Source organism: Pandoraea sp. PE-S2T-3, assembly GCF_002179965.1.
Classification (GTDB): Bacteria; Pseudomonadota; Gammaproteobacteria; order Burkholderiales; family Burkholderiaceae; genus Pandoraea.
The window spans coordinates 440,460-458,857 of sequence record NZ_NGUQ01000015.1 but is presented as its reverse complement, the minus strand read 5'-3'; the positions used below and the strand labels follow the sequence as shown (position 1 = coordinate 458,857).

Genomic DNA, 18,398 nt, shown 5'->3' with positions numbered 1-18,398 from the left:
CGGAGATAGCCGTCATGTCGTCCCGTTCTGCCAGCAAGAAACGCCTCATTCCATTGCCCGTCCAGATGCTCATCGGTCTGGCCCTCGGTGTCGGCTGCGGCATGGTCGCGCCCGGTCTTGCGACGAAGTTGATGCCGGTGGGCACAGCGTTCGTGCAAGCCGTGAAGATGATCGTGGTGCCGCTCGTGTTCACGGCCATCACGCTCGGCATTTACCAAATGGGGCACAACGCCCGTGCGCTGGGACGTGTCTCGGCGATCAGCATGGTCTACTTTTTCATCGCGACGCTCGTCTCGATCGTGATCGGCTTGGGGCTCAATGCGATCTTCCATCCGGGGCTCGGTGCCAACCTTGCCGCTGCGCACGCCTCGGCCAAGCCGATTGCGGCGTCGGTCGACTGGACGAAGTTCTTCCTCGAGATGATTCCGTCGAACATCTTCGCCGCCATGAGCGGCAGCAACCTGCTGCCGGTGCTGGTGTTTGCGGTACTGCTCGGCATGGCGCTGTCGGCCATCGGCGAGCGCGCCAAGCCGCTGGTCGGCGTGCTCGACGCCTTGATGGGGGCCGTGTTCAAACTCACCGACTGGATCATCTCGCTCTCGCCGATCGCCATTTTCGCGATCATTGCGTGGCTCTTTGCAACGCAGGGTGTCGGCACGATTCTGGCGCTGGTCAAGCTCGTGGGCACCATGTATCTGGGCCTCGGCGTGTTGCTGGTGTTGTTCTGGATCTTGCTCAAGGCGATCGGTGAAAAGCCGCTCGCGACCACGCGTGCGATCAGCGAACCGGTGATTCTCGCGTTCGCCACGCGCTCCAGCGAAGCCACGTTGCCGCTGCACATGGAGAAGCTGATCGCCATGGGCGTGCCCAAGGCCATCGCCTCGGTCGTGCTGCCGCTGGGTTACGCGTTCAACCGCGATGGCTCGATCATGTACTTCGCACTGGCCGTGGGCTTTCTGGCCGACGCGTATCACGTGCCGCTCGACATGCCCACGCTGCTCTCCATCGTGCTGGTGACGACGCTGGCCAGCAAGGGCAGTGCCAACGTGCCGTCGGGCGGGCTGGTTGCCATTGCGATGGTGCTCACCACGATCGGCGTGCCTATCGAGGCACTCGCGATCATCGCCGGTGTCGACGCGTTCCTCGACATGGGCCGGACTGCGATCAACGTTTTCAGCAACACCGTGGCCATCAAGCTCGTGATGAAGCTCGCCGGTATTCCGTATGAATCGCCCGAGGCCGTGCAAGCGGCGCTCGCCGAGTCGAATGCGGGGCAGGCGGGCCAAGTCGGCAGCCATGCGCACGGTCAGGAGTTCCCCGCATGACCCAACGTAATACCGAACGCGTCGTCGATCTGCGCAGCGATACCGTTACCCGGCCGACCGCGCTGATGTGGGAGGCGATGCAAACCGCCTCGCTCGGCGACGACACACTGGAGGGCGACCCGACGGTGCGCGCCCTCGAACATCTGGCGGCGGTGGCCACCGGCAAGGAGGAGGCGATGTTCGTCGTCTCCGGCACGATGGGCAATCTGATCGCCTCGCTGTGCCACGCCACGCGCGGCGGTGAAGCCGTGATCGACGCACAGGCGCACATGGCCAAGTCGGAGGCGGGCGGCATGTCGCGCCTCGCGCACCTCTATCCGGTCAACATACCGTCGGTGCGTGGCGAGATGGATCTCGATGCACTGGCCGGGGCACTGCGCCCCGGCTTTTCCCGTTATGGGCAACCCACGGCGATGGTCGGCGTGGAGTCCACGCATAACCACTCTGGCGGCTACGTGCCGTCGCTGGCCTATCTGGCGGACGTGCACTCGCTTGCGTCGCGTGCGGGCGTGCCGGTGCATCTGGATGGGGCGCGCGTGTTCAACGCAGCGGCGGCGCTCGGCGTGGATGCCGCAACGATTGCCACGCACTGCGAGAGCTTGACGTTCTGTCTGTCGAAAGGATTGTCGGCGCCGATGGGCGCGATGCTGGTGGGCTCGCATGCGCTGATCGAGCAGGCGCGCACGTTCCGGCGCATGGTCGGTGGCGGGTTGCGGCAGGCGGGCATCATGGCGGCAGCGGGCAAGGTGGCGATGGAGACGATGGTGGCGCGTCTGGCCGACGACAATCACCGCGCACATCGACTCTGGACCGGTCTGGCGGAAATCGATCCGCTGCTCGTCGATTCGATACCGTCGCACAGCAATATCGTGCGGCTGCGGGTGGGCGAACAGCGTGAGAGCGACCCGCGTGCGTGGGAGGCGGCGCTCGCCGAGTACGGCATTCTGGCGCGTGCCAGCGGCCAGTCGATGCTGCGGTTGGTCACGCACCGCCATATCGGCGACGACGACATCGACGAAACCGTGGCCGCGATTGCTTCGATCCGCGACACGTTCGCCGCGAGTGCATCACCGGTGCTCGGTGTGCACTGAGATTGAAACGTTGAAGTGTTGAGGCGTTGAGGCGTTGAGGCGTCAGCGTTCCGCCACCGCCAGATACTGCTGCGGTGCGCGCCCGAACAGACGCTTGAACATCACGATGAACGCGCTCGGGCTCTGATAGCCGAGCGCGAGTGCCACGTCGCCGACCGACGCACCGAGGGCCAGCCGCGTGATCGCTTCCGACGCGCGCATATGCTGGCACCACCGCCCGAAGGTCATGCCGGTCTCGTCCTTGAACCGGCGTGCGAGCGTCTTGCCACTCGCTCCCATCTCTTCTCCCCAGCGCTCCAGCGAGTAGTCCGTCGCGGGCGCCATCATCATGTGCTCGCAGATCGCGAGAAGCTTGGCCGAGCTGGGCAACGGCAAACCGTGTTCGCCGGGAGCAGCGGCTTCGCGCAGCAGGCGAAGCAGTAAAGGGACGGAGAGCGCCGTGCGGCTGTCCGGTGCGTAATGCATGCCGTCGGCCAGCATGTCGACGGCCAGCTCGCGCAGCAGCGGCCCCACGGTCAGCACGAGGGCGTTGGGCCATAACCACGACACGGAACCGGGCTCGATACTGATCGTGCAGAACTGCATGCGTCCGACAGCGTGCAGTTCGTGCGGCGTATTGGGCGGCAGCCACAGCGCGCGCGAGGCGGGCAGGGTCCACGTGTGCGCCGGCGTGAGCACGCGCACCACGCCACGCAGCGCCATCACCACGTGACCATGCTGATGCTGATGCCACGGCTGTCGCTCGCCGTCCTCGCATTCCATCCCAACGAACGTGACGTCGCGCGACAAATGTCGGCGCGTTTGCGGATAGCGGCGTAGCAGCAATTCCTTCATGACATCTTCCCAACCGGACCGATCGACAACTCTGGGCTCACCGCGAGTGCCCTGATGAGGCGCCCGCCGCGCAAAAGCTTAGAGAAATGGACAGAAAATGTCCGTTTCTCAACATTTTTTGTGATTCACAGCAAAAAGTTCCCCGGTATTCTACCAATAGCCATGGCGGTTTAGGGACGGATACGAGTGATAATAGTAATGCGTCTCATTTATTTACATTCATTCAGACGGAATGACTCTGACGCGGGAAGATCGGTAAAGTGACTCAGAACAATACGGGGAAGCGGGCACAAGCCCGACGCCTGACCACCATGGCACTGGTGATTGGCAGCACGGTATTCGGCCAGCACGGCTGGGCAGTAGAGGTGGATTCGGCGACCGTGGGCGCGTCTGCGGCCAATGCCACGGCTGCGCTGCCCGCGACGCAGGTGACCGACACCTCGCTCGCGGAGAATCCGAGCGGTCCGGGACGAGGCTATGTCGCCAAGCGCATGAAGACGGGTACCAAGACCGATGCCGATACGCTCACGCTGCCGCAGGCCACATCGACCGTGACACGTCAGCAAATGGACGATCAGGGCGCGATCACCATCGATCAGGCGTTGCGCTACACCACCGGCGTGAACACGCAGGACGGCACCGATGTGCGCTTCGATCAGTTGCGTGCACGTGGTTTCGATCTCGATGCGTACCTCGACGGACTGGCGATTTTCCAGTCGCCGCGGTTCGCGACGGCGCGCGTCGACCCGTATCTGCTCGATCGCATCGACGTGATGTTCGGCCCGTCGTCGGTGCTGTACGGTCAGGGCAACCCGGGCGGGCTGGTCAATTACAGCAGCAAGCTGCCGACCGAGCAGGCGCAGCACGAAGTGACGCTGCAAATCGGCAATCACAACACCTATCAGGCCGGCTTCGATCTGAGCGGGCCACTCAATCAGGACGGTACGGTGCTGTATCGCGTGGTCGGTCTGGCGCGCGATGCGAAGACTCAAGTGAGCGCGATCAAGGACGAACGTCTGGCCATCGCACCGTCGATCACCTTCAAGCCCGATCGCGACACGTCGCTCACGCTGCTGGCCGGCTATCAGCGCGACCCGGCGGGCGGTCTGTTCAACCCGGTGCCTGCGAGCGGCACGGTGTTCGTCAATCCGAACGGCCGGCTCGGCCCGGATCAGTACTTTGGTGACCCGACGCGTGACGGCATGCAACGCACGCAATACTGGTTCGGCTATCAGTTTGCGAAGCAACTGAACGATACGTGGCGCATTTCGCAGAACGCGCGTTACCTGCACATCGATCAGAACTATTACCAGACGTCGGTCACGAGCGGTTTCAGCCCGGATCAGCGCACGGTCTACATGTGGGGCAACACCGATCACGAGCATGTGAGCCAGTGGCAGATCGACACGAATGCGCAGGCCAAATTCGCGACCGGTCCGGTGGAGCACACGATGTTGTTCGGCTTCGACTATCGCCGCGTGCTCGAAGGCGATATGTACGGCGGCGGGATCGCGGGGCAACTGAATCTGTTCAACCCGAACTACGCGTCGCTCACCGGCATTGCGCCGAACACGCGCCTCGACTATTCGCTCGCGCAGGCCGGTCTCTACGCGCAGGACGAGCTTCGCTATCAACGCTGGGTGCTGACGCTGGGCATGCGCGAAGACTGGGCCACGACGCGCTCGGTCAACAACGGCGCAAAGAGCGAGGCCGACAACCACGCGTTCACGTGGCGGGCGGGGCTGTCATACGCGTTCGACAATGGCGTGGCACCGTATATCAGCTACGCGAAGTCGTTCGCGCCGGTGCTGGGCCTGACGTTCTCGGGTGCACCGTTGCAACCCACGCAAGGCAAGCAATACGAGATCGGGGTGCGTTACCAGCCGAAAAACTACGATGCGTCGTTCCGCCTGTCGGCCTTCGATCTGCGTCAGGAAAACGTGAGCGTGGTCGACCCGGCGCATCCGACGTTCCCGACGCAGACCGGCGAGGTCCGCTCGCGCGGGCTGGAAGCGGAAGCCCGCGCCAATGTGACGCGCGACCTGATGCTGATCGCGTCGTACACGTATCTGAATCAGATCGTCATGCAAAGCACGACCGCACAGGGTAAGCGCCCGCAGATCGCGCCGCGCAACAACCTGGCGTTGTGGGCCGACTACACGCTGCACGAAGGCGTGCTGCGCAATCTCGGTTTTGGTGCCGGCGTGCGTTACATGAGTTCGTCGGCGGGGGATGCCGCCAATTCGTTCGAAGTGCCGAGCCGCACGCTGGTCGATGCCGCCGTGCACTACGACTGGCAGCAATGGCGCTTCGCCGTGAACGTCAACAACCTGTTTAACCGCGAATACGTTTCGTATTGCACGTCGGCGTCGCTCTGTTACTGGGGCGCCACGCGAACTGTCTTAGGGACTGCCCGTTATCAATGGTGATGCAACGAAAATCGTTTGCCGCCCGCCGCCGCCTTTTGGCGGCGTTTGGCGTTGGTGCGCTGGTGCCGTCGGCCGCTTCGCTTCTCATGCCGGCGATTGCGCAGGCGGCCACGGACGCGGGTAAAACGCCGCGCGTCGTCGTGATGGACTGGGGGCTGGGCGCGCAGATACTGGCACTGGGCGTGGTGCCGGTGGGCATGTCGCGCCCGCCTTGGTATCGCGCGTTGGCGGGCACGCCGGAGATGCCGTCGTCGGTGGTCGACACCGGTCTGTTGTTTCAGCCGAATTTTGAAGTGGTGCAGGCGTTGCGGCCCGACCTGATCGTCGTCACGCCGCTGCATGCGCCGTTATTCGATTCGCTCTCGCGGATTGCCCGCGTGTTCGTCGCGCCGGCGGCGCATCGTCACGAGGACGGCTATCTGCTCGCCCGCCGCCGCGTTCAGGCACTAGGCGAAGCGCTCGGCCGGCCTGCTGCCGCGACCGAGCTCGTCGAACAAACGGACGCGCGTCTGACGGCCTTACGCACGCGCATCGCGCAACACGGCGCGGCGGATCGGCCGATCTATCTCATCACGCCGATCGATACGCGCTTGACGGCCGTGTTCGGTAGCGAAAGCGTCTTCGGCGGCACGCTGAACGCGCTCGGTCTGACCAACGCATGGCGCCGTCCGAGCGATACGGAAGGTATGGCGCAGGTCGATTACACACAGATTGGCGGTGACGCATCGGCGCGCGCCATGCTGATCGGATCGTCGCCGCAGGTGGTGAAGATGCTGGGGCAAAGCCCGCTCTGGCAGGCCTTGCCGTTCGTGCATGGCGGGCGCATGAGTACTCTGCCGATGATGCTGCCGACCGGCGGCACACCCACGGCATTGCGTCTGGCCGATGCCCTGACGGCCGCACTGACCGGAGGTGCGGCATGAGCGCGTCGAATTCTCAAGGGCCGTTGATGGCAGACCTCTCGCGCGGCGCACGTGCCGGGGGGGCGGAAAGCCATTTGGTCAGGCTGGCGTTGATCGTCGGGCTCCCCACATTGTTGTTGATCGTCTGGACGTTCACGTCGTTGCGGCCTGCCGGTGTCGATATGCCGGCGTTCGCGGCCGCCGTATGGCAAGCCCTCAGCCACGGCGTGCCGGCGACGGATGCGGCGGGGCAGACGCCCGCTAGCGCGATGTCGGCGCTGCTCGTGAGCTACGCATGGTTGCCGCGTCTGGTGATGGCGGCGTTGGCGGGCGCAGGGCTCGCACTCGCGGGGGTGATGTTCCAGCAGGTGTTACGCAATCCGCTCGCCGAACCGCTCACGCTCGGCGTCGCCTCCGGGGCTTATCTGGTGCTCGCCGCTGCGGCGATCTGGTTGCCGACGCTCGCACTGGCATGGCGCGCGAGTCTGGCGTTCGGCGGCGCGGCACTGGCCATCGGCATCGTGATGGCGCTGACGTGGCGCAGCCGCTTCGCCGCGGTGCCTGTCATTCTCGCGGGCATGATCGTCAACCTGTACTTCGGCGGTCTGACGATCATGCTGTCGATGACCCATGAGCGCGCGCTGGTCGGCGTGTTCGCGTGGGGCGCTGGCTCGCTCGTGCAGAACGGCTGGCACGACACGCTCTGGTTGCTGCCGCGCGTGGTTGTCGGAGCCGTGGCCGCCGCGCTGCTGCTGCGTCCACTCACGCTTTTCGTGCTCGACGATCGCAGCGTGGGGCAACTCGGCGCGCGTGTGGCGTGGATTCGTTCTGCCGGGCTGGCGGTCGCCGTGGTGCTTTCTGCTTGCATCGTGAGTGCGGTCGGCATCATCGGTTTCATCGGGCTAGCAGGTCCGCAACTGGTGCGTCTGGCGGGTGCGCGGCGCCTGCGGGATCAATTGCTCTGGGCGCCGATGATCGGTGCGCTGTTGCTCGTCTTCACCGATCAAGTCGTGCAATGCCTGCCATTGCTCGACGGCGCGGTGATTCCGACGGGCGCGGCGGCGGCGCTCTTTGGCGGTCCGTTGCTGTTGTGGCTGCTTCGGCGCACGCGTGCCGGCGAGATTACCTCTCCGGACGCTGCACCACCGGCGCGTGCCCGTCATCGCTGGCGCTGGCTAGTGCTGACGCTTGCCGGCGGTCTGGCGCTCGTGTGGATTGCGCTGCACACCGGCCGCACGCTGGACGGCTGGCAATGGCTGAACGGCACGCAGTGGACAGACGCGCTGCCGTGGCGCTTGCCCCGACTTGTCGCGTCGGCGGCGGCAGGCATGACGCTGGCGTTGGCGGGGACGCTGTTGCAGCGCGTGAGCGGCAACCCGATGGCCAGTCCCGAATTGCTTGGCGTAAGCGGCGGGGCGATGCTCGGCGTGCTGATTCTGACGTGGACCGTGAGCGGTCCGGCGGCGACGACGTTGTTCAGCGCCGCATTCGCCGGGGCCGCGATCAGTTTGGCGGTCATGCTCTGGCTGGGACGTAGTGGCGGCTTTTCGCCCACGCGCATGCTGCTGGCGGGCGTGGCGATCTCGGGCATGGCGCAGTCGCTCGTGGCGCTTGCCACGGCCAGCGGCAATGCGAATTCATTCCTGCTGCGCTCGTTGATGCTGGGGCTCACCTACATCGTCGGGCCGGGCATCGCGGCGGGCGCGGCGCTGGCCGCTGTCGCGGGTCTGGTGCTGACGTGTCTGGCATCGCGCTGGCTCGATCTGTTGCCGATGGGCGACGCGACGGCGCGTGCGGTCGGCATGAATGTGCGCCGGGCACGCCTGTGGATCTGGTGTCTGGCGGCGGTACTCAGTGCCGTAGCGACGTTGGTGATCGGGCCGTTGTCGTTTGTCGGTCTGCTGGCCCCGCATCTGGCGCGCATGGCCGGTTTCGGCAAGGCGCGTTCGCAGGCGGTGGCAGCGGGCGTGTCGGGCGCGCTGCTGATGATCGTGGCTGACTGGCTCGGCCGCAATCTGATGTTCCCGCAGCAGTTGCCTGCGGGGGTACTCGCCATGTTGATCGGCGCACCGTATCTGTTGTGGCACCTGCGCCGTCAGGTGGCCTGAAGTCCCCAAAAATCACATAAGAAAAGAGAGAGGTCCCCCTCCTATGTCCTTGTTTTGGCAATTGGTGCGTTCATCCCGATGGCCGCTGTCCATCGCGTTCATCGGCAGTCTCGTGAGCGGCTTCGGAAACGCCGGTCTCGTCGCCCTCATCAATCAGGCGCTTACCGCGTCGCACGAACAGCTGGGCACGCTCGGCCTGCAATTTCTCGGCCTCGGCGTGCTCGTGCTGGTGACGCGCGCGCTGTCGCAAACGCTGTTCATGTCGCTTGGCCAGCGGGCCAAGGCGACGCTGCGTATGCAAGTGCTGCGCCGCATTGGCGCAGCGCCGTATGCGAGTCTGGAGCGGCATGGTATCGCTCGTGCGCTCGCCGTGCTGACACAGGATCTCGACGCGGTGGTCGTGTTGTTCGTCAGCCTGCCGGTGCTGGCGATGCAGGGGGCCGTGATCGTCGGCTGCCTCGCGTATCTCGGCTATCTGTCGTGGCAGATTCTGGTGTTCGCCGTGGTCACGATCTTCATTGGCGCGGCGGGCTTTCGCATGGCGAACACACGGGCGCTGCTGCATCTGCGTGGCTCGCGCAAGCGGGAAGAATCGCTGGTGAAGGACTTTCGCGCGCTCTTCGACGGTGCCAAGGAACTGAAGCTGCATCGCGGGCGCCGTGAGGCGTTCATCGAAGAGCGGCTGGCTGAGAATGTCGAAGCGGTGCGTGTGCAGCGCACGCGCGGGTACGTGCTGTATGCGGCGGCGGCCAGTTGGGGCAGTTTCATCCTCTTCGCGTTCATCGGCCTGACGCTGTTCGTGGTGTTGCGTCACGTCGACCTGCCGCCCGCCGTGGTGTCGGGCTACGCGCTGGTGTTTCTGTACATGATCATGCCGATCGAGGGCGTGCTTTCGTCGCTGCCCGCATTGGGCACGGCACGCGTCGCGTTCGAGCGCATTGCACAAGTCGAAAGCGAACTGCCGCGTGAATTGCTCCCGGCGGTACCGGTGCCCGACGCGCCCGCCTTTCACGAGATCGCGCTCGAAGGCGTGACGCATCGCTATTTTCGTGAGCAGGAGAACGAGATGTTCACGCTGGGCCCGATCAGTCTGACGTTCCGGCCGGGCGAACTCGTGTATCTGGTCGGCGGCAACGGTAGCGGCAAGACCACGCTGGCCAAGCTGATCGTGGGGCTGTATGCCCCCGAGCAAGGCCGAATTACCGTCGATGGCGTGCCGGTGGATGAAGCTGCGCGGGACCGCTATCGTCAGCGGTTCTCGGTGGTGTTCAGCGATTTCTTCCTGTTCGAACACCTGCTTGGCTTGCCAGCCGACGGGCTCGATGCGCAAGCAGGCGCGCTGCTCAAGGCGCTGCAACTCGATCACAAGGTGACGATTGAAGACGGCCGCTTCTCGACGCTCGACCTCTCACAGGGACAGCGCAAACGGCTCGCGCTGCTGGTCGCGTATCTGGAAGACCGTCCGTTCTATGTCTTCGACGAATGGGCTGCCGATCAAGACCCGCTCTTCAAGGATGTGTTCTACCGGCAGATGCTGCCTGCACTCAAGGCGCGCGGCAAAACGGTGCTCGTCATCACGCACGACGACCGTTATTTCGATCTCGCCGATCGCCTGATTCAACTCGACTACGGGCAGCTTCGTGCGCCGCAGCCGCTTCATTCGACCGATTTCTCCGATGCCACCGGCACGGCACCCCCTGAACGCTCATGACTGATACTCCGATGTTCGACCTGCGCGAGGTCTCTTTCGCCGTTGAAGGCCGCACGCTGCTCGCGCCGCTCACGTTGCAACTGGCGGGCGGGCAGGTGCATGGTTTGATCGGCCACAACGGCTCGGGCAAGTCCAGCCTGATCAAGTTGCTCGCCCGCCAAATCTCGCCGGTCAGCGGTGAGATTCATTTCGAAGGCAAGACGCTCTCGTCGTGGGGCGCGCGCGAGTTTGCGCGCCGGGTGGCATATCTGCCGCAACAGCCGCCGGCGGCTGCCGGGATGACCGTGGCCGAACTGGTCGCGCTGGGGCGCTATCCGTGGCATGGCGCGCTCGGCCGTTTCGATGCCAAGGACCATGAGGCCGTGCAGAACGCGATGGCGCAGACCGACGTGGCGGTGTTTGCCGACCGGCTGGTCGAGTCGCTCTCGGGCGGCGAGCGCCAGCGTGTGTGGCTCGCGATGCTCGTGGCGCAGCAGGCGCAATGCCTGCTGCTCGATGAGCCGACGTCGGCGCTCGACGTGGCGCATCAACTCGATGTGCTCAAACTCGTGCGCGAACTGGCCGATACGCATGGCCTGGGCGTGGTGATCGTGCTGCACGACGTGAACATGGCCGCGCGGTTCTGCGATTCGCTGCTGGCGCTCAAGCAGGGCAAGCCAATTGCGCGCGGCACGCCGACGGAACTGATGTCGCCAGCTACGCTGCAAACCATCTACGGTGTGCCGATGGGCGTGCTGCCCAATCCCGACGGCGGCATGCCGGTGAGCTACGCGCGCTGAAGGCCGATGTGTCCCGCCTTGCCGTTACCTGGGCCGCTGGCCGACGTGTTCACGCGTCGGCCAGATAGCGCTGCGGGGTGCGCCCCGTGATCTGTTTGAACATCACGATGAACGCACTCGCGCTGGCGTAGCCGAAGGCATCCGCTGTGGCAGCCACCGACGCGCCTTGCGCCAGTTGAGAAATGGCTTCCGCCACGCGCAGATGTTGACGCCACGTGACGAACGTCATGTCCGTCTCCGCCTGAAAATGACGGGCCAGCGTGCGCCCGCTCACACCGAACTGTTCTCCCCAGAAGTCGAGCGTCAGCTTGCTGCCGGGGTCGTTCATCAGGTGTTCGCAAATCGCTTGCAGCCGTGCGTCGCGTGGCACCGGCACGCCACGCTCGGGCGTCGCAGCCGTCTCGCGCAGCACTCCCATGAGCGGCGGCACCGATAGCGCCGCGCGGCTCGTGGGACCGTAGCTGTCGCCTTCGCGGCCCACGGTCGCGGCCAATTCGCGAATGAGCGGTGTCGCCGGGATGACATTGGGGCGTGTCCAGTCCCACGGGAAGTGCTTCGGCTCGAAGTAGACGTTGCACATCTGTGTATCGCCGACCGCATGCAGCTCGTGCTCGACGTCCGAGGGGAGCCACAGCGCGCGCGTCGGCGGCAGTGTCCAGATGGCGAGCGGGGTGAGCGCGCGCACCACGCCGCGCACAGGGAACACGAGTTGACCGTGCCGGTGACGGTGCCAGATGAGTCGCTCGCCATGGCGATACGTCGTCACCTGCGCATAGACATCGCGAGGCAGCGGACGCACCGAATCGGGGAATCGCTTGCGCAAAAAATCGTTCATACGAGTTACTGATTTCGGGTGTCGTCAATCGGACGTCGAATGTCAAAAAATCGATATTTATTGTCGTCCTTGCTTTTTCTTAACCCGATATTCTCCATAGCCATCAATGTGTTGCGCCGGACCACACGCAAATTTAGTAATGAGTCTCATTTGCGATATTTCCCGCCAGTGTAGCGGGATTTAGCCCATCGGGGGCTGGCGCGGCCGTCCACTGCAAAACACCCGTCATACCCGTCAGACCCTAGGGTCACGAATCATCGATCGCCGGCCGAGGCCGGCAACAAGGGGAAGTGTTGTCAACGATGCAAACGAATCAGAACCAGAAACCTCACCGCGCGGCTCGGGGCCGTATGACTGACGGTGCGAGGGCAGGGCAGTCGCACCGCGCATTTCGCTACACACCCATGGCACTCGCCATGCTGATGTTCACGGCAGCCGCGCAGGCGCAGACCGCGACGGCACCCGCAGGCACCGACGCCGCGCTGCCCGCCGCGACCGTCAACGCCCAGCGCGATGCGCAGACCGAAGGGACCGATTCGTACGGCACGTCGACGACCACCATCGGCAAGACGCAACAGGCACTCAAAGACATTCCGAATTCGGTGTCGGTCGTCACCCGCGCGCGCATGGACGATCAGGCCATGACCTCGGTGTCGGACGCCCTGCAATACACCACCGGCATCACGGCAGTGAACTATGGCGACGGCACGTACTACTTCAATGCGCGGGGGTATAACGTCGGTGTGGAATTCGACGGGGTGTCGATTCTGAGCGGCATTCAGTACCAGCCGCAGTTCGATCTGTCGATGTACGACCGTGTGGAAGTCTTCCGTGGCCCGGCCGGGTTGCTCGATGGCACGGGCGAGCCGGGCGGCACCGTCAATCTGGTGCGCAAGCGTCCGGGCGACACGTTTGCCGTGCGCAGCGAGACGTCCCTCGGTTCGTGGGCGCACTACCGTCAGATGATCGACGTGACCGGTCCGCTCAACGACAGCGGCACGATTCGCGGCCGCGCCGTGCTCACGGGCGACACCGGCAACAAGTCGATCACGCGGGCGAGCGAGCGCAAGTTTCTCGCGTACGGCGCGCTCGAATTCGATCTCACGCCGCGCACGCTGCTCTCGCTCTCGGGCTCGTATCAGGTCAACCCGCTCGACGCGTTCGACTACGGCCAGTCGCTGCTGACCAACCGTCAGTTCTTGAAGGCGCCGGTCAATTCCAACTTCTCGCCGGACTGGAACTACAGCTGGACGGCGATGCAGGAGGTCAACGCCAAGCTTGAGCACCGCTTCGACGGCGGCGTCGTCTCCACGACGACGGTCAACTACCGGCATCTGTCGAGCAACAGCAAGTACGCCTATCTCGGGCCGGGCATCAACCCGGTGACTTTGACGGCCAACTACGCCGGGCAGTCGCAGCGCATGGAGAACAACCTGTTCGGCGTCGACTCGCATCTCTCGGGGCCGGTCGAGGCGTTCGGGCGAAAGCATGAGTGGCTGGCCGGGGTGAACTATCAGATGACGCAGCAGCGCAGCCTGTCGGGCTACGAGAGTCTGGGCAACTTCAGCGTGTTTGCGCCGCCGAGCGTCGAGCCGACGATTCCGTTCAATTACGGTAACAACCTGCGCATGCAGCAGTTCGGTGTGTACGGACAGGCACGCATACGCGTGCTCGACCCGCTCACCGTCGTGCTGGGTGGGCGCGAGGCGTGGTACCAGCAACAGAGCCAGAGCCTGATCCCGACGGAAACGCCTTGGACCACGACGTCGCGCGCGAATCACAAGTTCATTCCGTATGGCGGCGTCGTGCTGGCGATTACGCCGCAGATCAACGCGTACTTCAACTACTCGAAGATCTTCGCGCCGCAAACGGCGACCACGTTCGATGGTCAGGGGTTGGCGCCGCGTGAGGGGCAACAGTACGAAATCGGGATGAAGGGGGCGTTTCTCGATGGCCGTCTGAATGCGACGGTGGCGGCGTTCCGCATGACCGACGTCAACCGCGCCGTGGCCGACCCGCTGCATCCGACGGGGTCGGTGGCGGCAGGCTCGGCACGCAGTCAGGGCTGGGAGGCCGAAGTGAATGGCCAGATTACGCGCAACTGGAACGTCTATGCCGGTTACACGCTGCTGAACTCGCGCTTCGAGAACGACCCGCAGCAGGCCGGTCAGTCGCTCGACGGCGAGGAGCCGCAGCACCTGTTCAAGCTGTACACGACGTATCGCTTCTCGGACGGCATGTTGAACGGGCTGCGTCTGGGCGGTGGCATGCGGGTGCAAAGCGCGACGTATCGTACGGTGGGCGCCGTGCAGGGCGGCTATGCGGTGTGGGACGCGATGGTGGCCTATCGCTTTAACCGCCGTCTGGAAGCGCAGTTCAACGTGAACAATCTGTTCGATCGCGAGTATTACGCGCGGGTGCCGTCGACGTTCTACGGCGAGTACGGCCAGCGCCGCAACTTCATGCTCACGCTGCGGGCCGACTATTAAGCGGTAGCTGACCCGGCGACGCTGCCTTCCCCCGTGGCATGGGCTGCACGGGGGCGGCCGCAGTGCTTCGGTACTGCGAAGCCGCCGTCGGCCGAAATTTTCAAATGGCGGTACACTCCTGCGACACGCCTGATTTTCCTGTCGGCGTTTCTCCGATTTCTGCCCGTTTGAACGACACCATGAAGTCCCCTGGTTCTGCCTCCCCCGCACCGGCCCACGACGCCGGTGAATGCGTCACGCTCGTCGCCACGGCGACCCTGCCTACCCGCTACGGTACTTTCGCCTCGCATGCGTTTCGCGTCAAAGACAGCGATAACGAACACCTCGCGCTAGTGATGGGCGATGTCGCGGGCGAAATCACGGACGATACGCCGGCACCGCTGGTACGTCTGCACTCCGAATGCCTGACGGGCGATGTTTTCGGCTCGTACCGCTGCGATTGCGGCGAACAGCTCGATGCGGCCATGCGCAAGATCGCGGCCGAAGGGCGGGGCGTCATGCTGTATCTGCGCGGCCATGAAGGCCGTGGTATCGGCCTGAGCAACAAGATTCGGGCGTATCTGCTGCAAGAGCAGGGGCGCGACACGGTTGAGGCCAACCTCGATCTCGGCCTGCCCGACGATGCCCGCGAGTACGACTCGGCCGCCGCTATCCTGCGCATTCTGGGCGTGAGTTCGGTGCGTTTGATGAGCAACAATCCGAAGAAATTCGACACGCTCGTCAAGCACGGCATCCCCGTGTGCGAACGCGTGGCGCTGGACGTGCCGGTGCGCGAAGAGAACCAACGCTACATCCGCACCAAGCAGGTCAAGTTCGGGCACTACTTCGAAGAGAACGAATAAGCTACCGGCGGCGCTCGCCCACGATGAGGGCGAGATACACCAGACCGGCCGCTGCGCTGGTCTGGCCGCTGTAGTTCACCAATCCCATCCCCCAGCCCTGACGCGTCACGATCACGGCCAGCGCCACGATCAACGCTCCCCATCCCGCAATCCGTAACCGGCGCGTCCGCGAGCGCGAGAGTGTGGCGTTGAAGAACGTCTGCTGCTGGCGCTCTGTCGCCAGCGCCAAGGCGGCAAAGCCCGCCAGACAAATGAGGAAGGTGGTGAGATGCATCACGCGCGCTCCTCATTCAACGTGGCGTTGACCGGCACATCCGATGGCGATGTCGCCGACGTCGGCGATGCGACGGGGGCGGCTGGCTTGCTTCGTGCAGGTTTCGTCTTCGGCCGATGGCGTGCAGTGCGTACGGCAAGCCACGCATGCAACGCGGCAAAAACCCACAACATCAGATCGACACCGGCAAACGCCCAGTCGCCTGCGGCGAGGCTGTGCCACAAGCCGCGCGAAGTCGTCACGGCATTCGCAATCGGCAGCAAGGCGAGCACGGCGGTGGCAATCCAGAGCAACTCGACCCACGCCCGTTTTGCCGGACGCACAAGCGCGTACAGCAGCGTCGCAGCCCAGACCCAATAGAACAGATCGACTTCGGTAGCACTTCGCCCGGTGGTGCCCACGGGCAGCAACCGGTTGCCCCACAGGAACGCCGTCATCGCGATCGACAGGCCCGCGATGGCGGCAATGTTGAGGCGCTCGACCACGTGAAAACCGAAGTGCGGACGCGTGGGGTCGGGCAGCCGGGTCCGGCGCTTGACCGTCCACATGACGAGGCCGGTGCCGACCATTGCCGTGCCGCCCAGACTCACGAGGAAGTACAGCCAGCGCAGGTGCATATCGCTGAACCGGCCCAGATGCAGCGCGTACATGACGCCGCGTGTTTCGGCCGCCGCGCCGACCGAGTCGTGTGTCTCGATCAGCTTGCCCGTCGTGCCGTTGAACAGCAGGTACTGCGGGCTCATCGACACGCGCGATGTTTCGCCGCGAGTGACCGCCACGCGCGCAGCCGCATCGCCCGGCAGCGTCACGGTGACGCGGCCAACGTCGTTCGCGCCCCAGCGGGCCTGTGCTTCGCGCACCATGGCGTCGATCGGCGCCAGCGGGGCTTTCTCTCCCGTGGCCTTCGCAGGCGGCGGGAACGCACTGAGTTGCCCGCTCATCTGCGCCCGGTCCATCGGCGTCTTGATCGCGACTTGCGCGCTCCACGGCATGTACATCGCCATGAGCGTGACTAGCCCGGTGTAGGTGATCATCAGATGGAAGGGCAGGCCGAAGACCGACAGCGCGTTATGCGCGTCGAGCCACGAGCGTTGCCCTTTGCCCCATCGGAAGGTGAAGAAATCGATAAAGATCTTCTTGTGCGTAATCACGCCGCTGATGATCGCCACCAGCATGAACATCGCGCAGAAACCTGCCAGCCAACGTCCCCACAGCACCGGCAGCGGGTGGAACTGGAAGTGGAAGCGATAGAAGAATTCACCGCCCAGCGTGTCGCGCGCCTTGAGTATTTGTCCCGTCGCGGGATCGAACGTCGCCTCATCGAAGGCGCGGCGCGTGCTCGTGGCCCCCGTCGCACCGGGGACCTTAGGCGCGGGCGCGTTGCGCCAGAACACATTGGCAACCGGGTTGCGTTCCGTGGGCAGATACACGCTCCACTGCGGGCTGTCGGCCGCAAGCGTCGAGAGCCGGTCGGCGACGTTCTGTGCGACGACGGCAACGTCGGGGGCCTGTTGCTGATGCGGCACTTCCGGGCGCATCCACTGCGAAATTTCGTCTTTGAAGTAACTCACGGTGCCCGTGAGAAACATGGCATACAGCAGCCAGCCGACCAGCAGGCCCGCCCACGTATGCAGATCGGACATGGTCTGACGGATACCTCGGCCGGTATTCACCGCATCCACGGTTTTCTTCGCGGCCGTCATGCGGCACCCCCGGTAACGCCTGCCGACACCGCCCACGCGGCCAGCGCGAGCGGTGCAGCCACGATGATGAGACCTGCCCAGGCTCGCCACGCACTGCGCACGGCAAACACCCACACGACCGCCCCGGCATAGATCGCGAAACTCGCGAGCATGCCGGTAATCACGGCCTGCGACTTGTCCATCGGCAAAGCGAGGACCGCCACGCTGGCGAGCGCCGCGATGGCGTAGCCGCCAAGCATGGCGGCCACGATGCGGGAGAGGAGTGCGCCGACGCGAAAGAGACCGGCACTGCTGCGAACCTGAGCCATGATGCGAACCGCTTACTTGTTCGGCGTTGCCGCCGGGCCTGCCGGAATCGGCTCGACGCCGTCGGCCTGCACGAACGTGGTGGTGGTGACGTAGCTCACGCCTTGATAGCGTTCGGCACCTTTGGCGCCCGCGCGCTCACCCGGCGTCTTGTCGGTGTGGCTGACTTCGGCCACGTACACGCCCTTCCACGGCATATCGAATTTCACATACCCCTGCGCGTCGGTATGACCCTCCTTGGCCCAGCCCGATTGCGTGACCAGCGACACCTTCGTCTTCGCCAGCGGCTTGCCTTGGAAGAACAACTGGAACTCGCCGTGCTTGCCGGCGGGCACCAGATCGAGCGGCAGTTGCGGCTTCTGCGCCGAGAAGTCCGTCACGAGACGCGCCGCCGGGCGGTACCAGTTGGTGACTTCCTGACCGTCGCGCTTGAAAGTGAAGAGCGGGTACTTGGCGTCTTCGGCCACCAGCGTTTCACCGGCGGTGGCCTTGAACGGCAGCGTGAAGCCGTCAGCCGACTTGGTCGCCTCGGCGGTCTTCGCGCCGGAGGCCGACGTGAGCGTCGCGCTCGGCGCCACGAATTTGTCGAGCAAGCCCGGCGACGCTTCACGCAGGTTCTCGCCGAATTCGCCGAAGCGGATCACGGCATTCTGACCGGCGGGCTGTTCGATCCAGATCTGGTGCGCTTGCGCGGCACCGGCAAACGCGGTGAGGGCGCCGGCGGCGAGCAGGGCGATGGCGTGCGGAACAGTCTTTTTCATTACGGTTTC

General features: G+C 64.6%; 15 protein-coding genes. 9 read left to right on the top strand and 6 right to left on the bottom strand.

From position 1 onward, the window contains the following. Positions 1-14 precede the first annotated feature (14 nt). Complete coding sequence (locus tag CDV46_RS14275) at positions 15-1,325, top strand: dicarboxylate/amino acid:cation symporter (RefSeq protein WP_212677108.1); 1,311 nt, start codon at positions 15-17, stop codon at positions 1,323-1,325. Further along, positions 1,322-2,416 carry a GntG family PLP-dependent aldolase gene (locus CDV46_RS14270; RefSeq protein ID WP_087723145.1) on the top strand — a complete coding sequence of 365 codons (1,095 nt, stop codon included), beginning with the start codon at positions 1,322-1,324 and terminating at the stop codon, positions 2,414-2,416. The genes CDV46_RS14275 and CDV46_RS14270 overlap by 4 nt, the downstream gene beginning before the upstream one ends. Positions 2,417-2,458: 42 nt before the next feature. On the opposite strand, the gene CDV46_RS14265 is transcribed toward CDV46_RS14270, so the two are convergent. Continuing rightward, entirely contained in the window at positions 2,459-3,250 is a 792-nt protein-coding gene (locus CDV46_RS14265; protein WP_087688376.1) for an AraC family transcriptional regulator, read from the bottom strand. 260 nt (positions 3,251-3,510) lie between these two features. Between CDV46_RS14265 and CDV46_RS14260 the strand changes: the two genes are divergently transcribed. The 5 genes from CDV46_RS14260 to CDV46_RS14240 are packed head-to-tail and all read left to right on the top strand — an operon-like array spanning position 3,511 to position 11,179. Further along, the gene (locus CDV46_RS14260) at positions 3,511-5,679 is read left to right on the top strand and encodes a TonB-dependent siderophore receptor (protein WP_254916056.1); all 2,169 of its coding nucleotides are present in this window, start codon (positions 3,511-3,513) and stop codon (positions 5,677-5,679) included. After that, on the top strand, positions 5,679-6,602 hold the full coding sequence (locus tag CDV46_RS14255; RefSeq protein ID WP_176399083.1) for an ABC transporter substrate-binding protein: 924 nt from the start codon (positions 5,679-5,681) through the stop codon (positions 6,600-6,602). The genes CDV46_RS14260 and CDV46_RS14255 overlap by 1 nt, the downstream gene beginning before the upstream one ends. Then, positions 6,599-8,689 (top strand): Fe(3+)-hydroxamate ABC transporter permease FhuB, encoded by a 2,091-nt coding sequence (gene fhuB, locus CDV46_RS14250; protein WP_087723139.1) that lies wholly within the window; start codon positions 6,599-6,601, stop codon positions 8,687-8,689. Before CDV46_RS14255 ends, fhuB begins: the two co-directional genes overlap by 4 nt. Positions 8,690-8,732: 43 nt before the next feature. Continuing rightward, the gene (locus CDV46_RS14245) at positions 8,733-10,400 is read left to right on the top strand and encodes a cyclic peptide export ABC transporter (RefSeq protein WP_087723138.1); all 1,668 of its coding nucleotides are present in this window, start codon (positions 8,733-8,735) and stop codon (positions 10,398-10,400) included. Then, positions 10,397-11,179, top strand: coding sequence for an ATP-binding cassette domain-containing protein (locus CDV46_RS14240; protein WP_087688371.1), 783 nt, complete (start codon positions 10,397-10,399; stop codon positions 11,177-11,179). Before CDV46_RS14245 ends, CDV46_RS14240 begins: the two co-directional genes overlap by 4 nt. 49 nt (positions 11,180-11,228) lie before the next feature. On the opposite strand, the gene CDV46_RS14235 is transcribed toward CDV46_RS14240, so the two are convergent. Continuing rightward, complete coding sequence (locus CDV46_RS14235) at positions 11,229-12,014, bottom strand: AraC family transcriptional regulator (RefSeq protein ID WP_087688370.1); 786 nt, start codon at positions 12,012-12,014, stop codon at positions 11,229-11,231. A 404-nt stretch (positions 12,015-12,418) separates the two neighbouring features. Here CDV46_RS14235 and CDV46_RS14230 point away from each other — a divergent pair, with 404 nt between their 5' ends. Next, positions 12,419-14,503, top strand: a complete 2,085-nt coding sequence (locus tag CDV46_RS14230) for a TonB-dependent siderophore receptor (protein WP_254916054.1) — start codon at positions 12,419-12,421, stop codon at positions 14,501-14,503. A gap of 179 nt (positions 14,504-14,682) precedes the next feature. After that, positions 14,683-15,345, top strand: a complete 663-nt coding sequence (gene ribA / locus CDV46_RS14225) for a GTP cyclohydrolase II (RefSeq protein WP_087688368.1) — start codon at positions 14,683-14,685, stop codon at positions 15,343-15,345. 1 nt (position 15,346) lies between these two features. Here the strand turns inward: ribA and CDV46_RS14220 are convergent, their stop codons facing one another. From CDV46_RS14220 to CDV46_RS14205, 4 genes are read right to left on the bottom strand one after another with little or no spacing between them, the layout of a single operon-like run. Beyond that, positions 15,347-15,619: a DUF3325 family protein gene (locus tag CDV46_RS14220; RefSeq protein WP_249277529.1), complete on the bottom strand. Its 273-nt coding sequence runs from the start codon at positions 15,617-15,619 to the stop codon at positions 15,347-15,349. Continuing rightward, the gene (locus CDV46_RS14215; RefSeq protein WP_087723134.1) at positions 15,619-17,322 is read right to left on the bottom strand and encodes a PepSY-associated TM helix domain-containing protein; all 1,704 of its coding nucleotides are present in this window, start codon (positions 17,320-17,322) and stop codon (positions 15,619-15,621) included. Before CDV46_RS14215 ends, CDV46_RS14220 begins: the two co-directional genes overlap by 1 nt. Then, positions 17,319-17,630, bottom strand: a complete 312-nt coding sequence (locus tag CDV46_RS14210; RefSeq protein WP_087723132.1) for a DUF3649 domain-containing protein — start codon at positions 17,628-17,630, stop codon at positions 17,319-17,321. Before CDV46_RS14210 ends, CDV46_RS14215 begins: the two co-directional genes overlap by 4 nt. Before the next feature lie 12 nt (positions 17,631-17,642). Beyond that, complete coding sequence (locus tag CDV46_RS14205) at positions 17,643-18,389, bottom strand: DUF4198 domain-containing protein (RefSeq protein ID WP_087723130.1); 747 nt, start codon at positions 18,387-18,389, stop codon at positions 17,643-17,645. Positions 18,390-18,398: the final 9 nt, after the last annotated feature.